At 64.3% G+C, this 14,196-nt stretch carries 13 protein-coding genes; 1 reads left to right on the forward strand and 12 read right to left on the reverse strand.

Annotation, left to right across the window (positions count from 1 at the left end; all coding sequences use genetic code 11):
* Positions 1-13: 13 nt before the first annotated feature.
* From SE92_RS13705 to SE92_RS13730, 6 genes are all read right to left on the reverse strand, one after another.
* The gene (locus tag SE92_RS13705) at positions 14-784 is read right to left on the reverse strand and encodes an esterase/lipase family protein (protein ID WP_063196228.1); all 771 of its coding nucleotides are present in this window, start codon (positions 782-784) and stop codon (positions 14-16) included.
* Positions 785-972: 188 nt separating this feature from the next.
* Positions 973-2,259, reverse strand: coding sequence for a DUF445 domain-containing protein (locus tag SE92_RS13710; RefSeq protein ID WP_063196230.1), 1,287 nt, complete (start codon positions 2,257-2,259; stop codon positions 973-975).
* A 234-nt stretch (positions 2,260-2,493) separates the two neighbouring features.
* Positions 2,494-2,949 carry a phasin gene (locus SE92_RS13715; RefSeq protein ID WP_063196232.1) on the reverse strand — a complete coding sequence of 152 codons (456 nt, stop codon included), beginning with the start codon at positions 2,947-2,949 and terminating at the stop codon, positions 2,494-2,496.
* Positions 2,950-3,141: 192 nt separating this feature from the next.
* Positions 3,142-3,735, reverse strand: a complete 594-nt coding sequence (locus SE92_RS13720) for a GNAT family N-acetyltransferase (protein WP_063196234.1) — start codon at positions 3,733-3,735, stop codon at positions 3,142-3,144.
* On the reverse strand, positions 3,732-4,814 hold the full coding sequence (locus SE92_RS13725; RefSeq protein WP_063196236.1) for a PHA/PHB synthase family protein: 1,083 nt from the start codon (positions 4,812-4,814) through the stop codon (positions 3,732-3,734). Before SE92_RS13725 ends, SE92_RS13720 begins: the two co-directional genes overlap by 4 nt.
* Positions 4,811-5,194: a hypothetical protein gene (locus SE92_RS13730; RefSeq protein ID WP_063196238.1), complete on the reverse strand. Its 384-nt coding sequence runs from the start codon at positions 5,192-5,194 to the stop codon at positions 4,811-4,813. Before SE92_RS13730 ends, SE92_RS13725 begins: the two co-directional genes overlap by 4 nt.
* A 164-nt stretch (positions 5,195-5,358) precedes the next feature.
* On the opposite strand from SE92_RS13730, the gene SE92_RS13735 reads away from it, so the two are divergent.
* Positions 5,359-6,273 (forward strand): alpha/beta fold hydrolase, encoded by a 915-nt coding sequence (locus SE92_RS13735; RefSeq protein ID WP_063196240.1) that lies wholly within the window; start codon positions 5,359-5,361, stop codon positions 6,271-6,273.
* On the opposite strand, the gene SE92_RS13740 is transcribed toward SE92_RS13735, so the two are convergent.
* The 6 genes from SE92_RS13740 to SE92_RS13765 form a co-directional block, all read right to left on the reverse strand.
* Complete coding sequence (locus tag SE92_RS13740) at positions 6,270-6,944, reverse strand: spermidine synthase (protein WP_063196242.1); 675 nt, start codon at positions 6,942-6,944, stop codon at positions 6,270-6,272. The two genes, SE92_RS13735 and SE92_RS13740, sit on opposite strands and share 4 nt — an antisense overlap.
* A 30-nt stretch (positions 6,945-6,974) precedes the next feature.
* On the reverse strand, positions 6,975-10,211 hold the full coding sequence (locus SE92_RS13745; protein WP_063196244.1) for a bifunctional cytochrome P450/NADPH--P450 reductase: 3,237 nt from the start codon (positions 10,209-10,211) through the stop codon (positions 6,975-6,977).
* A gap of 127 nt (positions 10,212-10,338) precedes the next feature.
* Positions 10,339-11,334: an alpha/beta fold hydrolase gene (locus SE92_RS13750; protein WP_063196246.1), complete on the reverse strand. Its 996-nt coding sequence runs from the start codon at positions 11,332-11,334 to the stop codon at positions 10,339-10,341.
* A 10-nt stretch (positions 11,335-11,344) separates the two neighbouring features.
* Entirely contained in the window at positions 11,345-12,895 is a 1,551-nt protein-coding gene (locus SE92_RS13755; RefSeq protein WP_063196249.1) for a wax ester/triacylglycerol synthase family O-acyltransferase, read from the reverse strand.
* Positions 12,896-12,942: 47 nt separating this feature from the next.
* Positions 12,943-13,743, reverse strand: coding sequence for an esterase/lipase family protein (locus tag SE92_RS13760; protein ID WP_063196251.1), 801 nt, complete (start codon positions 13,741-13,743; stop codon positions 12,943-12,945).
* Positions 13,743-14,000: a DUF6489 family protein gene (locus SE92_RS13765; RefSeq protein WP_063196254.1), complete on the reverse strand. Its 258-nt coding sequence runs from the start codon at positions 13,998-14,000 to the stop codon at positions 13,743-13,745. Before SE92_RS13765 ends, SE92_RS13760 begins: the two co-directional genes overlap by 1 nt.
* Positions 14,001-14,196 lie beyond the last annotated feature (196 nt).

The following is a 14,196-nucleotide window of genomic DNA, read 5'->3' on the forward strand; positions in this document are numbered from 1 at the left end:
AGAGGCGAAGAACCTACCGATGCGGATCGGGATACACCACGCTGCGCCAGCCGCTGCGGTCGAAGGGGCGCCACTGGCCCTCCTTCTGCGCGAGACGGTCGGCAACGGCATAGACGACGGCGGGATGGTGGCCCATGCCGCAATGGCTGCTCTCGACCTCGATGCTCTCGGTTTGCGCTCCCGCCTTTTCCATGCAGCCCTGCCAGGCGCAGACGCCGTCGGTGCGGCTAAAGATGGCGGTGGTCGGCACCGGCGGCGGCACGGCGAGCTCGCTGCCGAAGTCGGGATCGACCTCGTCGGACTTCTGCCCGCTCGCCCATTCATAGACGCGCCAGGCATTGGTCGAACGGGGATTGCCGGCAAAAGGACTGCCCAGCGTGATGACCTGACGCACGCGCTCGGGCATCATCTTGGCGAGCTGACGCGCATAGAGGCCACCGAGACTCCAGCCGACCAGGCTGATCGCGCGGCCATGGGTGTCGTTGAGCTCTTGGACCAGATCGACCATCGCGTGCTGCACACCGTCACGCAGGCCGTAATTGCGGCCCTGGCGCCAGCCGCTCACCGCGTAGCCTTTGCTGCCCAGGAACGTGCGCAGCGCGCGCGTGGAGGCATCGGAGGCCACGAGGCCCGGCAACACGAGCACCGGATGCCCGTCGCCACGCGGCGCAAGACTCAGCAGAGGCAGTGCGCCGAGGAACGCGCCAAACTCATGGATCGCACGCCCTTCCAAAAACATCAGAGTTTTGGACGGCGCACGCAGCGTCTGGGCAGTAGCGTTCATCACTGTTTCCCCTGAGAAGGGCCGGTCGAGAGGCCGGCAAAATGGGCATGAATTCCAACACGCCGGCTTCTGGATCGTTCCGCAGCGCAACATGAATCAGCTAGGCGGCCGGGTTCCGACATTCAAGCGGGAGAGTCGCGGGGCGACAATAGCCCCGCGCGTTAATGATAACGGCCGTGACGCAAAAGTCACAGCCATCGAAGCAGGAATTCTACGGAGTAGAGCGCGAGCCCGGCGAGGCCGCCGATCAGCGAGCCGTTGAAGCGGATGTATTGCAGGTCGCGCCCGATGTTGATTTCGATCAGCGAAATCAACTGCGCCATGTCCCACGCCTTGACCTGGTCGGAGATGAAGATCGAAACGCCGCTCTTCTGATCGGCGATGAAGCTGCGCAGCACCGTGACCAGCCCCTTGTTGATTTCGCCGCGCAGCTCGGCATCGCCGGCCAGCGCCTCGCCCGCCGCGACGAACATTCCGGCAAGGTGATGCTGCAGCACCTGCGTCTCGCCGCTCGCACTACGCTCGATGAAGGAGCGCGTATTGGCCCAGACGGTGCGAGCGAGATCGGCAAGCTCGGGCCGCGCCAGCAGATCACGCTTCAAGCCGTCGATGCGGTCGATATAGGCCTGATCGGTACCGAGCCGGTCGACGAAGCTCAGCACCATGCGGTCGAACTCGCCGCGGAACGGATGCTTGGGATCGCTGCGCACCTCGTTGAAGAAGGCGGTAGCGGAGGCCACGATCTTGTTCACCAGAAACTTGTCGGCGCGATAGAGTCGCAGCAGGGTCGGCAATTCCGCGCGCACCTTCTCGCGGATCATCCCCATCGTCTCTGTCTGGTTCAGCGTCTCGTGCATCACGCGCAGGAGATCGTCGAACAGAATCTGGTGGCGCCCTTCGGCCACGAAGCCGCGCAGCGTGCCGGCTGCAAGCGGCGCAAGATCGATCGCCTGCAATTGCGAAGACATGCGACGGATGATGAAGGTCATCAGGCCCGAGCTCTCGGTCGCCGAGACGGCTTCCGGCAGCAAACGGAGCGCGAAGCGCGCCAGATCATCGCTGCGCTTGCGATCGCGCAGCCAGTCGGCGACGAAGGAGCCGAAATCGATCTCCTTCAGCTTGGCCTCGACGGGATCTGCCGAAAGGAAATGCACCTGGATGAACTCGCCGAGCTTGTCGGCGATGCGGGCCTGGTTGCTTTGGATGATCGCGGTGTGCGGGATCGGCAAGCCGAGCGGCCGCTTGAACAGGGCAACCACGGCGTACCAATCGGCGAGCCCGCCGATGGTCGCGGCTTCCGCGAAGGCGGCGATGAAGCCGAAGGCGGGATGCACGGGCAGCAGCCACTTTGCGATGATGAACAGCGCAAGCGTCGAAGCCAGCACCAGCGTCGCCAGCGCCTTGACGCGGCGCAGCTCGGCCGCGCGTTCGGCGTCGCCGGGGGTGTCAAAGGAGAAGGTGGCGAGGGGAGTCATGAGGGATACTTAGCGCGTCGGTCTCTTCGTGTCCCGGACAAGGCGCAACGCGCAGCGTAGCGACGTCGAGGCGGGACCCACCATGGACCCCGGATCGGCAGTGCACCACGCCGCCTGGACGATGCTTCGCATCGCCAGGGCCGCGCTGGCACTGCATCCGGGGAACGCAGGCGACAAAAACAAAAGGCCCGCCGAAGCGGGCCTCAAATTTCAGTTTGAACTCAGGGCGCCAGATCAGGCGGTCTTGTTGTAGACCTTGGCAAAATTGTCCTGAGCGGACTTGGCACCGTTGGCGGCCAGCTGGCCGACATAGTCCGCGGTCGCCTTGGCGCGCGAGACGAACACTTCGCCGCGGGAGCGGAGCAGGCTCGACTGGATCTCGACGGCCTCGCTGAACGACTTGGCGGACGCAAGCTTGTCGATGCCGGCGAAGAACGCCTGGGCGTCGTCATAGATCGCCTGCTGGATGTTGCGGCTGATCTTGCCGGCCTCGGCGACGGATTCGGTCACCGCGTTCTCGACGGCGGCAGTCACGCGCTCAGAGCCGGCGAAGGCCTCGGCAGCACGGTCCTTGGCGGTATTGGCAGTCTTCTTGACGAACTCGCGGGCGGCCTCGGGAACTTCCAGGTTCTGGATGTTCTTGAAAGCGTCCTTGAAGCCCTCGAAAGTGGTGTTGGTTTCGGTGGTCATGGGGTTGTCTCCATCCTCATTTGATCTGAGCTATGGGCTCACCCCGTCCGCATTGGCCCGGGGCACGACTTATATGGCATAGTTAATGGTGCGATGCAACATTGATATTGCACTGCGATATCACGAACTCGTGAACCGCCTTAACGAGAGGCAATATGCTGCCTCTCCCGCCAGACAAAGTCCCGAAGCGCCCTAATGCTGGACCGCGCCCGGCAGGCCGTAGGCCTCCATCTGGGCCTGGACCTGCGCGATGTTGTGGCCGAGCACGACGATGTCGTGGGTCTTGCCGTCGACGTCCCGGACATGGTCTCGCAGCAACGCTTCTGCCTTGAAGCCGAGGCTCTCGAAAACGGCGATCGCGGCCTGCTGGTCGACCGTCATCTGCACCGAGAGTTTTTCCAGGCCCGCGCCGAGCGCGAGTGCGAAGGTCTCCTGCGACAGCGCCCGCCCCACCCCCTTCCCGCGAACGTCGAGCGAGACCACCATCCGGATCTCGCCGACATGGGGCGACCAGGAATGCGGATCGCGCACCAGCGTTCCGCAGCCGACCACCTTGCCGTCCGCGATCGCAAGCAGGCTCGTGATCGCGCCACGCTCGATCTCCTTGACCCAGGCCGACAGCACCTTCGGCTCGCTGATATTGCGCGGAAGAAACAACAAATCGTGGGTCGGCAGGCCTTTGCCGAAGGCGAGCACCGCGGCTTCGTCCGCGGGCGACATCAGGCGTATCTCGATATCGCCGGCGTCGGTCTTGACGTGACGCGGATAGGAACGCTGCTCGCTCATGTCGATCTCTTTCCCAGCCAGGAATCCAGTTTCGGCCACAGCCGCTTCACGGCGTTGGCGCCGGCGACGAGCGAGACGTGACCGCCCTTCAGCATCACCTCTTCCTTGTCCTCGGACCCGATCTTCGCGACCAGGTGCTTGGCCGCCTCATACGGCACGATGTGGTCGTGCTCGGCGACCGCATGCAGGAACGGCACCTTGATATCCTCGAGCTTCGCCGCGCGACCGCCGACCGACATGGTGTCGTTGAACAGCTTGTTGTCCCACATCAGGTCCTTGGTGATGGTGCGGAAATACTCGCCCGCAAGCGGCAGCGTGTCGGTCGCCCAGCGGTCGAACAGCCGGTACGACTTGACGAACTCATCGTTCCAGATGTTCTCCCAGAGCTGGATCTGACTCACCGTGCGCGAGGCCGGGCGCAGCATCTCGAACGAGGACAGGATCATCTCCGGCGGCACGTTGCCGACACTGTCGACGAGATGGTCGACGTCGAAATAGCGACGGTCGGAAAAGTTCGAGAACAGCTTCATCTCGCGAAAGTCGATCGGCGTGGTGAAGCAGATCAGGTTCTTCATCGGCCCGTCCTTGTGGATCGCGCCGTACAGCAACGACAGCACGCCCCCGAAGCAATAGCCGATGACAGAGACGTCCTGCTCGCCGGAATCGGCTTGCACGCGGCGGACGCAATCCGGGATGAAGTCGAGGACGTAGTCCTCCATCCGCAGGCTCTTCTCCTCCGGCCGCGGCGCGCTCCAGTCGAGCATGTAGACATCGTAGCCGCGCTTGAGCAGGAACTCGATGAAGCTCTGCCCGGGGACGAGGTCGAGAATGTAGCCGCGGTTGGTGGTGGCCATCACGATCAGCACCGGCACGCGGTAGATCTCGTCAGACATCGGTCGGTAGTGATAGAGATTCATGGTGCCACGCGTATGCAGCACGTCTTTCGGAGTCGAGCCGAGTGAAGGGCCGGAGGTCGAGAAATATTCGACGCCCTTGATGCTGCGCTGGATCGCGCGCTGCACCTCGGACTGAATGCGCTCCGGGATGGATGCGAGATCGAGTCCCGCCGGCGCGTTCATGTCTGGCCTCCGTTTTCGGAAGGCGGACGCTTCGTCCGCGGCGGCCGCGGCGTCCCATCGAAACCTTGCGAGATGCCGGCATTGGCCGCCATCTGGCTCAGCATCGACTTCATCTCGCCGATCTGGGCTTCGATCGACTGCAGCCGTTCGGCCAGACTTGTGACCTGCTCCCGGCTCGGCAGGTTCATCGTGACGAGATACTTCTCCATGAGCTCGCCGAGCTGCTTCTGAGCACCTGCAGCAACTCCGCCCGCGCGGTTCACGACTTGCGAAAACTCGGGCGACGACATGGCCTGGTTGGCGAAAGAGTTGAACCCCTTCTCCATCTCGCCCACCATCTTCTGCCACATGGCAACGGGGTCGTTGGTCTTGTCGGTCATCGGCGTCCTCCTGAAATCGAGAGCTGCGATGCCCTTCTTTTTGCGCCATACCACACCGTTGCGCGGTGCCGGTCAACCGGCAGGTCCTCAAGTGCGGCGCACACGCCTTCTTTGCGGCGTGAAACCATGCGATACAGCATCGATCAGCAGGAGGGACCGCGTCCGTGACCAGCCATCAGCCGCCCCAGACCGTCCGCGCCAACGGCATCGACATCTGCTACGAGATCTTCGGCAACGACAATGCCGAGCCGCTGCTGCTGATCATGGGGCTCGGGGCGCAGATGATCCACTGGGACGATGCGTTCTGCGAACAGCTTGCCGCGCGCGGCTTCCGCGTCATCCGCTTCGACAACCGCGACATCGGCAAGTCCAGCCATCTCACCGGCGGCAAGCGGTTGACGCCGCTCGAGCTGCTGAAGCTGCGGTTCCTCAAGATCCCTGTCGCCGCGACCTACAAACTGATCGACATGGCCAAGGACACGGTTGCCCTGATGGATACGCTCGGCATCAAGTCGGCGCATCTGGTCGGAGCATCCATGGGCGGCATGATCGCGCAGGAGGTGACGCTGTCGTTTCCGCACCGCGTCCGTTCGCTGACATCGATCATGTCGACGACAGGCAATCCGCGCGTCCCGCCCCCGTCGCGCGAGGCCGCGGCCATGCTGATGGCGCCGCCGCCGCGCAGCAAGGAGGAGTTCATCGTCCGCTACGGCGAGACCTGGAAGCTGCTGCGCGCCGGACATTTTCCGGAGGAGGAAGCGCTCGACCCCGAACGTGCCGAGCGCGTGTTCGCCCGCGGTCTCAATCCGGCCGGCGTCGGCCGCCAGCTCCGCGCCGTGCTGGCGTCCGGCAGCCGCAAGGAGCGGCTCCACGCAGTGACCACTCCGACGCTGGTGATCCACGGCACGGTCGATCCGCTGGTCAGGCCGGAGGGCGGCAAGGACACCGCAGAGTCAATCCCGAACGCAAAGCTGTTGACGATCGAAGGCATGGGCCACGCGCTGCCGATGCGGTTCTGGCCGGAGATCATCGGCGCCATCGACAAGCACGCGCATGGCGCGGCGGCGCAGACGGCTTAGCTCTTCCGCGCGATCCAGATCACGTGGCGCGCGCCGCCGCCTCTGCCGGTTGCGCGGACAGCGACTTCGTTGACGTCCAAGCCGACGCGCTTGAGACGCTTGGTGAATGCGGGGTTGGGTCCGGACGACCACACCGCCAGCACGCCGCCCGGCCGCAGGGCCGTCTTCGCCGCCGTTAGCCCGCTCGCATTGTAGAGCGCGTCGTTGCCCCTTCGGGTCAACCCCTCGGGCCCGTTGTCGACGTCCAGGAGAATGGCGTCGTAGGCTGCGCTCTTCGCACGGATGATCTCGCCGACGTCGATTTCCCTTATGTCCACCCTGGGATCATCGAGGCTGTCGCCGAAGACCTCCGCCATCGGGCCTTTCGCCCAGCTCACCACCGCCGGCACGAGCTCGGAGACCACGATCTTCGCCTTGGGGCCAAGCACGGCGAGCGCCGCGCGCAAGGTAAAACCCATGCCGAGGCCACCGACCAGAACGACGGGTTTTGCGACTTTCTCGATCTGCTTTGCGGCAAGCGTCGCGAGCGCAGCTTCCGAGCCGGACAGACGATTGTTCATCAGCTCGTTGGTGCCGAGCTTGATGGAGAACTCCTTGCCCCGTCGCATCAGGCGAAGCTCTTCGTCGGAGCCGGGGATCTTGGCGGTGTCGATTTTTTCCCAGGGAATCATGGGCGACGTTTAGCACGATCGGACGAACAATCACCCGCCCGCCCAGACGTCGAGCACATAGCGGTTCTGCGTCCCCATCTCCTCGATCCAGCGCGCGCTGGCGGCGGCATCGCTGCCGCTCTTCTCGCGGTGGATTGCAACCAGGGCCGCCTTCACGTCGGGCTCCATCTTGCCGCCGTCGCCGCAGACATAGATGATCGCGCCCTGCTCGATCAGCGGCCAGACCTTGTCCTTCTGCGCGGCAAGCACATGCTGCACATAGGTCTTCGGTCCATCGCTCCGCGAGAACGCCGTGAACAGCTCGGTGATGCCGCTTGCGGCCAGCGCCTTCAGTTCTTCCGCGTAGAGAAAATCCTGATCGGGGTGGCGGCAGCCGAAGAACAGCATCGATGGCCCGAGGCTGGCCCCCTTCGCTTTGCGCACAGCGCGCTCCTGGAGGAAGCCGCGGAACGGCGCAAGGCCGGTGCCCGGGCCGACCATGATGATCGGCACGGATGGATCGTCCGGCAGGCGGAAACCGGCCTTGGTCTCGCGCACGGTCGCGTAGATCGTATCGCCGACCCGGCGATTGGCGAGATAGTTCGAGCAGATGCCCTTGTAGACGCCCCGGCCGGAGGCGGCGGGACCTTCGACCACGCCGACCGTGACGCTGCAGCGCGCCGGGTCCACCGACGGCGAGGACGAGATCGAGTAATAGCGCGGCGCCAGCAGCGAGAGCATCTCCAGATAGGCGTGGAACGGCAGTTCGCAGGCGGGATATTCGAGCAGCAGATCGAACACCGATTTGCGCCTGGCCAGGACCTCGGCGCGATAGCGTTCGAGCGGCTCCGTCTCCTCGCCGACGAAGGCCAGCAGCTTCGGCTTGGTGACGGGGCAGCGAGTGTGCTCGGCCATGATCTGGATCTGCTTGCGGGTTGCGACCTGCTGCAGCTCGACGAATTCGCTGAGCAAGCGACCGACCGACACCGCATCCCCCACCGGCAATTGCGCGCGGCGGCCTTCGGCCACCTGAAGCCTGATCTGGTCGGCCGGCAGGAAACCGAAGCGGCGGGCGACCGAATCCACCAGAGTCGGATCGTTGCGCGGGACGACGCTGAGGTGATCGCCGACGCGATAAGTGACGTTGGCGGGCAACTGCACCTCGATGTGGCGCGTCGAACGCTCCGACGGATTGGCCCCGCTCTTGTTCTGCAGCTCGTCGTTGACCAGTACCTTCATCGCCACAGCGCCGCCCTGGGCGACGATGGTGTTGACGGCGGTCACCGCCACAGGCTCGATCGCATAGAGCGGATCGTCCTCGGCGGTGCGGGTGAAATTCCAGTCGATGCCGAATTCCTTGGTCGCGACCTGGGCCGCGGCCGGGAACCACTTCTGGAACTGACCGTCGAGATCGCTGCGCGCATCGCCTTCGCCGCGCGGATAGACCGCGCGCGCGCCATGCGCCGACAATTGCTCGTCGATCAGGCGGGGCACCGATTGATAGGTCGCGGCCCAATCGCTGTTGCCGCAGCCGAACACGGCGTAACGCACACCGGCAAAGGCGTCTTTCGGCAAGTCGCCGCCGAGCCATTTGACGAACTGCGTCGCATTGTCAGGCGGCGCGCCGTTATAGGACGCGCAGATGATGAGCACGCCGCCCTCCTGCGGCAGCTTGCCAACGTAGTCGTCGAGCGGACCGAGATGCACGGCAAAGCCGTTGATCTCAGCAAGGTCCGCCATGCGCGTGGCCAATTCCTCGGCAGTGCCGAGATTGGAGCCATAGAGCACCAGCATGGGCGTGTTGTGGCCGGGCCGGGCCGTCGGCTGGCGCGGCGCCTTCGGCGCAGAGGACGCAGCCGCAAGAGGCCCACCGTAGGCGCCGCGCTCGCGCTCGGCACGGGGGCGCACCTTGATCTTGAAGCCTTCCGGCTTCATCGTCAGCGTTTCCTTCAGATGCATCTGGTAGCGCTGGTGGTCGATCAGCTTGAAGCGCTGCAGGATCATGCCGAGCGCGAGCGCAGCCTCGTGCATGGCAAAGCCGCGGCCGATGCAGGCGCGCTGGCCGTTGCCGAACGGCTTCCAGGCATTGATCGGCCGTCTTGCCTCAGCCTCGCGGCTGAAATTCTCGGGATCGAAGGCATCGGGATTCGGCCCCCAGACGGAGGGATCGCGGTGCAGGGCCGTCACCAGGATCGTGGTGAAGGTGCCCTTGCGGAGCTTGTACTTGCCGCCGCCGATGGTCTCGTCGGCGAGCGGCGAGATGCCATAGGCCGGCGCCGGCGGCCACAGCCGCAGCGCCTCCTTCAGGATCTGCGTGATGTAGGTGAGCTGCGTCACCTGCTGATAGGTCGGCTTGGCATTGACGTCGGGGCCGAAGACGCGATCGACCTCGTCATAGGCCTTCTTGAGGATCTCCGGATGCTTGAGCAGCGCATAGAGCGTGTAGGACAACAGGCCGCTGGTGGTCTCGTGGCCCGCGATCAGGAAGGTGTTGATCTGGTAGCGGATGTTGACGTCGTCGAGCTGCTCGCCGGTCGAACGGTCGACGCCGGTCATCATCGCGGCGAGCATGTCCTTCTTGTCGTCGCTCCCCTCTGCGCTCTTGCGGCGCTCGGCGATGATCTCATCGACCATCTTGTTCATGAAGGCGACGTCTTCGACGAGGGTCTTGCGCCGCTTCTGCATCCAGATCTGCTCGAACGGCAGGCCGCGCGTCATCATGATAGTTTCGAGCGAGCGCACCAACGACTCGACGTAGGGATGATAGTCGCTCCGGTAGAAGGAGTTGAAGCGGTAGTCGAAACCGCACAGCCCGATCGTGTCCAGCGTCAGCGCCGTCATATCATGAACGACGTCGATCTCGTCGTCGGCGTTGAGCCGCTCCCACTTCTGGACGAGCTGCTCGGCGATATCGACCATGCTCGGGTGATAGGATTGCATGGCCCGGTTGCCGAACGGCTGCAGCAGGATGTTGTGCGCCTTGCTCCAGTTCGGCTCCTTGGTATCGGCGGTGAACAGGCCGTCGCCGCCGACCGCGCGCACGCGCCGCAGCGCGCCGCGCACCGTCTTGTCGAAGCGCGTCTCGTCGGAGAGCTCGTCGACGAGACCGTGGCCGGACACGACGACAATGGGAGAGCCCATCATGTCGAGCCAGAAGATCGGACCGAGCTCCTTGGCAAGCCGCGTCAGGTGCTGCACAGGGGCAGCCGAGTCCAGCGACAGCATGTTGCCGACCACCGGCTTGGTCGGCGGATGCGGGATCGGGTCCAGACGGTTCTTGGATGACATCGAAATTTAGTCCCCTGCCTCAATGTCGTCATTGCGAGCGAAGCGAAGCAATCCAGAATATTTCCGCGGAGGCAGTCTGGATTGCTTCGCCGCTTCGCTCCTCGCAATGACGAGTTCGCAATGATGATTAGCCAAATCGCCTTCTACGCCATTCGATCAGCTTGGCACTGACCTCTTCCGGCTTCTCCTGCTGCGTCCAGTGGCCGCTGTCCTTTACCAGGTATTTCTCGAGATCGCTGATCAGCTTCTCCATGCCGTCGGCCGCCGATGGCGGCAGCACCGCGTCGTTCTCGGCCATGATCATCAAGGACGGGACGTGGATGTGATGGTCCAGTCCCTTTGCCCGCTCCCAATTGCGGGTGAAGTTGCGATACCAGTTGATGCCGCCGGTGAAGCCGGTTTTCGTGAAGGTGTCGACGAACACCTTCTTCTCGTCGGCCGAGAGGATCGGCGTGCGTGGATCGACCTTGGCATCATACGCCGCGATCATTTGCGGAAACGCCAGATTGGTCTTCGACGAAGCGCCGACGCCTGCGATCGGCGGCTCGTCCGGCTTCGCCGCCGGCCGCGCCAGCGGCTTGCGCATGAAGGCGTCGAAGGTCTGCTCGACCCGGCTGCCGAAGATCCGGTCCGGCTCGCGCGCCGGATCCTGGAACTGGACGATATACATCTGGTCGCCGAAGCGCTGGCGGAACAGCGCGATGGGATCGATCGGCGCGCGGTCCCAATGCGGGGTGTTGACGCCGACCACGCCCGCGACGCGCGTCGGATGCCGCAATGGCATCTGCCAGACGACGAAGCCGCCCCAGTCGTGACCGACGAAGATCGCCTTGTCGATTTTCAGATGATCAAGCAGACCGACGAGGTCGCCGGTCAAATGCTCCATGTCGTAGTCCTCGACCGGCTCCGGCCGGTCGGAGGCGCCATAGCCGCGTTGATCGGGTGCGATCACGCGGATGCCGGCCTCGCTCAGCGCCTTGATCTGGTGACGCCAGGAGAAGGCGAGTTCGGGCCAGCCGTGGCACAGCACGATCGGCGGCTTGTCGTCGGCCGGGCCCGCCTCGTAATAGCCCATGCGGATTCCGTTCGTCTGCGCGAACTTGAGCGGCGGCATTTCAATCATTGCAATAGTCCTACTCAGCGGCACCCTTGATATCCGCCGCAGGCGGCGCGTAGGCCGCCTCCAGCGCGGCAAACTCCGCCGGCAGCATGTCGCACATCACCTGCACGTGCGGAATGATGTTGGCGCCGACGATGAAGCCGAAGTCGAGCTGGTCGCGGTAGCTCTGCACGGTGATGTTCAGCGCCTGCCCGTGCGTCGAGATCGACACCGGGAAGATGTGCAAGAGTTCGGCGCCGGCAGCGTAGAGCGTCTGCCGCGGTCCGGGCACGTTGGACACCGTGATGTTGGCCGCCGGCGGCAGCACGTCCGACAGGTTGGAGCGGCTGTAGAGCAGCGCCAGGATCTGCACCATGATCGGTGCACCCAGCATCGAGATGTTGGAGACCTGGGGCATCAATGCGCGCAAGGGATGCGACATCTCCTTGGACTTTGTCGATTGCGCGATGATGGCCTCCAGCCGCGCCTTGGGATCGTCGATGTTGGTCGCGATCGAGCAGATCATGCCGAACACCTGGTTGTTGGCCTCGGTGTTGCCCTCCTCGCGCAGCGAGATCGGCACAGCAGCCGTCAGCGATTTCGCCGGCAGCGTGCTGTACTCCTTCAGGTAACGCCGGACCACGCCGGAGGCGAGCGCCAGCACGACGTCGTTGAGCTTGCCGCCGGCAAGCTTCGCCAACGCCTTGGAGCGCGACAGCGAGATCGAAACGCCGGCAAAACTGCGTTCCGACGAGATGGTCTTGTTCAGCATGGTCGGCGGCGACACCATGCTGGCGAGGCTCTCGCGCGACTTGGGATCGGAGACCTTGCCGAGCACCTCGGAGACGCTCTTGACCATGGTCGGGATGTTGCCCGCGAAGCGCACCGCGCTCTCGATCTGGTACATCGCATTGTCGAACAGGATCGAGCCGATATCGCTCTTGCCGGTGCGCGGCAGCTGCAGGTTCTGGGCGGCCTTACCGGCGTCGAGCGGCTGGTTGAACAACTGCTGGTAGGAATCGAGCAGGTTCGCGGCGATGTCGCGCGGCTCTTGTCCAGCCTTGCTTCCCGCCGTCGGCGGCTCGACCTTGCGCGGGATCGGGGTGATATCGTAGATCATGTTGGTCAGCGCCGCACCGGCGCCGCCGTCGATCGCGGCATGGTGCATTTTGGAATAGAGCCCGACCTCGTTGTCCTTCATGCCCTCGAATACGTAGAACTCCCAGAGCGGGCGGGCGCGATTCAACAACTTGGCATGCATCCAGCCGACGATGCGCTCGAGCGTGGCCCGGTCGCGCGGCTGCGGCAGGCTGGCGCGGAAGATGTGACGGTCGATGTCGAACTGGTCGTCCTCGACCCAGGAGGGATGGTCGATATCGAGCGGCGCCTTCTCCAGTCGCGCTTTCAGGATCGGCGCGATGTGCAGGCGCGAGACGATCATCGCCTTGAAGTCTTCGAAGAAGTCGCCCTTGTAGTCGTCGGGCAGACGAAAGATCGCCATGCTCCCGACATGCATCGGCATCTCAGGCGTTTCCAGATAGAGAAACGACGCGTCCAGCGACGACAGCTTCTTACCGTCAGCCATAGTTCCCTCCCGCAACGATTTGACGGGCGCCTTACCGGCGCTTCTCGTCAGGCCGATACTGCCTGTTCCGGCGGGGCATATGCAATGGCAAACGGCCCGGCCCGGTCAAATGGCGAGAATTCCCCTTCCGGTTGCGCCAGGCGGTCCGCCACCGCCCACAGCGCCGCGGGGTTCACGCCGAGCCCGAGATGGCTGGCCAGGAGCACCTCGATGTTCTCGGCCCGGTCGGAGGGACGCAGCAAGCAGGTCCGCCAGTTCACGACACCGTCGGCGCGCGAATAGATCGAGGTTGCCGGCACCGGCAGATCGCCGGCGATCGCCTCGCGCGCCTCCGCAAGATCCTCGACCCGTTCGCCGGACAGGGCCTCGTAGAGCCGCGTGGCGTTCGTCGCCCGCACATCATTGGCGAAGGGGCTGCCGAGCGTGATGACATAGCGGACCTTGTCGGGCGCCCACAGCGCGAGGTCGCGGGCATAGACGCCGCCGAGGCTCCATCCGACCAGGCTGACCTTACGCCCCGTGGCGGCATGAATTTCGGCAAGGCGGGCGCGCAAGGCTTCCCGCATCCGCCCGAGGCCGCCGAGATTGCGGCCCATTCGCCAGGCATGTGCCTCATAGCCGAGTTCGCTGAGATAGCGCCGCATCGGCACCATCGAGAGGTCGCTGGCGAGAAAGCCCGGCAGCGCCAGCACCGGATGGCCATCGCCCCTCGGCGCCCGCATCAGGATCGGCGACAGCAAGAGGCTCGCATTGAGCTCCAACAGGCCGCGGGCTTCGGCGAGCAAAAGACCGAGCCCCGGCGGACGAAGCCGGTCTGTCTCCAGCTCCCCCTCCCGCCCGGGCGACACTATTTCTTCTTGTCGCCGCTACGCGGACTGCCGAGGCCGGCCATGGTGGCGAACATGTCCTGAAAGCGCTCGGCGATCTTCGGATCGAAGGTGAACCAGCTCTGGATCAGCGATTCCGGCGAGACCTTGTCGATGTTGGACATCATCTGTTGCTGCAGCTTGTCCATGACCGCGGTTTGCATCGGCATCACGTCGGGCAGCCCGAAGAACTGGCGGGCCTCGAGGGGGGTGCAGTCGATTTCGATATTAACTTTCATGTCCCCTCCGGATTGAGATTCGAGCGGCTTTGTGGAGTATCGCCGCGAGTTGTGGTGCGACGCAAGCGACCTGATGCCGGCGCGGGCGTGCCCCGTCCCGCAATTGGCCGGTATGGTCAACCAAAGTCGAAAGAGGCGATTGCCCCATGCCGGGCAGCACGGTCAGCATTGCTGCACAGCGGCGCAACTTGGCGCG

Source organism: Bradyrhizobium sp. AT1, from assembly GCF_001590795.1.
Taxonomy (GTDB): domain Bacteria; phylum Pseudomonadota; class Alphaproteobacteria; order Rhizobiales; family Xanthobacteraceae; genus Bradyrhizobium.

Bases quoted from the DNA above. Each gene is read 5' to 3' on its own strand.
- SE92_RS13705 (WP_063196228.1), bottom strand. From the start codon at position 784: ATGAACGCTACTGCCCAGACGCTGCGTGCGCCGTCCAAAACTCTGATG.
- SE92_RS13710 (WP_063196230.1), bottom strand. From the start codon at position 2,259: ATGACTCCCCTCGCCACCTTCTCCTTTGACACCCCCGGCGACGCCGAA.
- SE92_RS13715 (WP_063196232.1), bottom strand. From the start codon at position 2,949: ATGACCACCGAAACCAACACCACTTTCGAGGGCTTCAAGGACGCTTTC.
- SE92_RS13720 (WP_063196234.1), bottom strand. From the start codon at position 3,735: ATGAGCGAGCAGCGTTCCTATCCGCGTCACGTCAAGACCGACGCCGGC.
- SE92_RS13725 (WP_063196236.1), bottom strand. From the start codon at position 4,814: ATGAACGCGCCGGCGGGACTCGATCTCGCATCCATCCCGGAGCGCATT.
- SE92_RS13730 (WP_063196238.1), bottom strand. From the start codon at position 5,194: ATGACCGACAAGACCAACGACCCCGTTGCCATGTGGCAGAAGATGGTG.
- SE92_RS13740 (WP_063196242.1), bottom strand. From the start codon at position 6,944: ATGATTCCCTGGGAAAAAATCGACACCGCCAAGATCCCCGGCTCCGAC.
- SE92_RS13745 (WP_063196244.1), bottom strand. From the start codon at position 10,211: ATGTCATCCAAGAACCGTCTGGACCCGATCCCGCATCCGCCGACCAAG.
- SE92_RS13750 (WP_063196246.1), bottom strand. From the start codon at position 11,334: ATGATTGAAATGCCGCCGCTCAAGTTCGCGCAGACGAACGGAATCCGC.
- SE92_RS13755 (WP_063196249.1), bottom strand. From the start codon at position 12,895: ATGGCTGACGGTAAGAAGCTGTCGTCGCTGGACGCGTCGTTTCTCTAT.
- SE92_RS13765 (WP_063196254.1), bottom strand. From the start codon at position 14,000: ATGAAAGTTAATATCGAAATCGACTGCACCCCCCTCGAGGCCCGCCAG.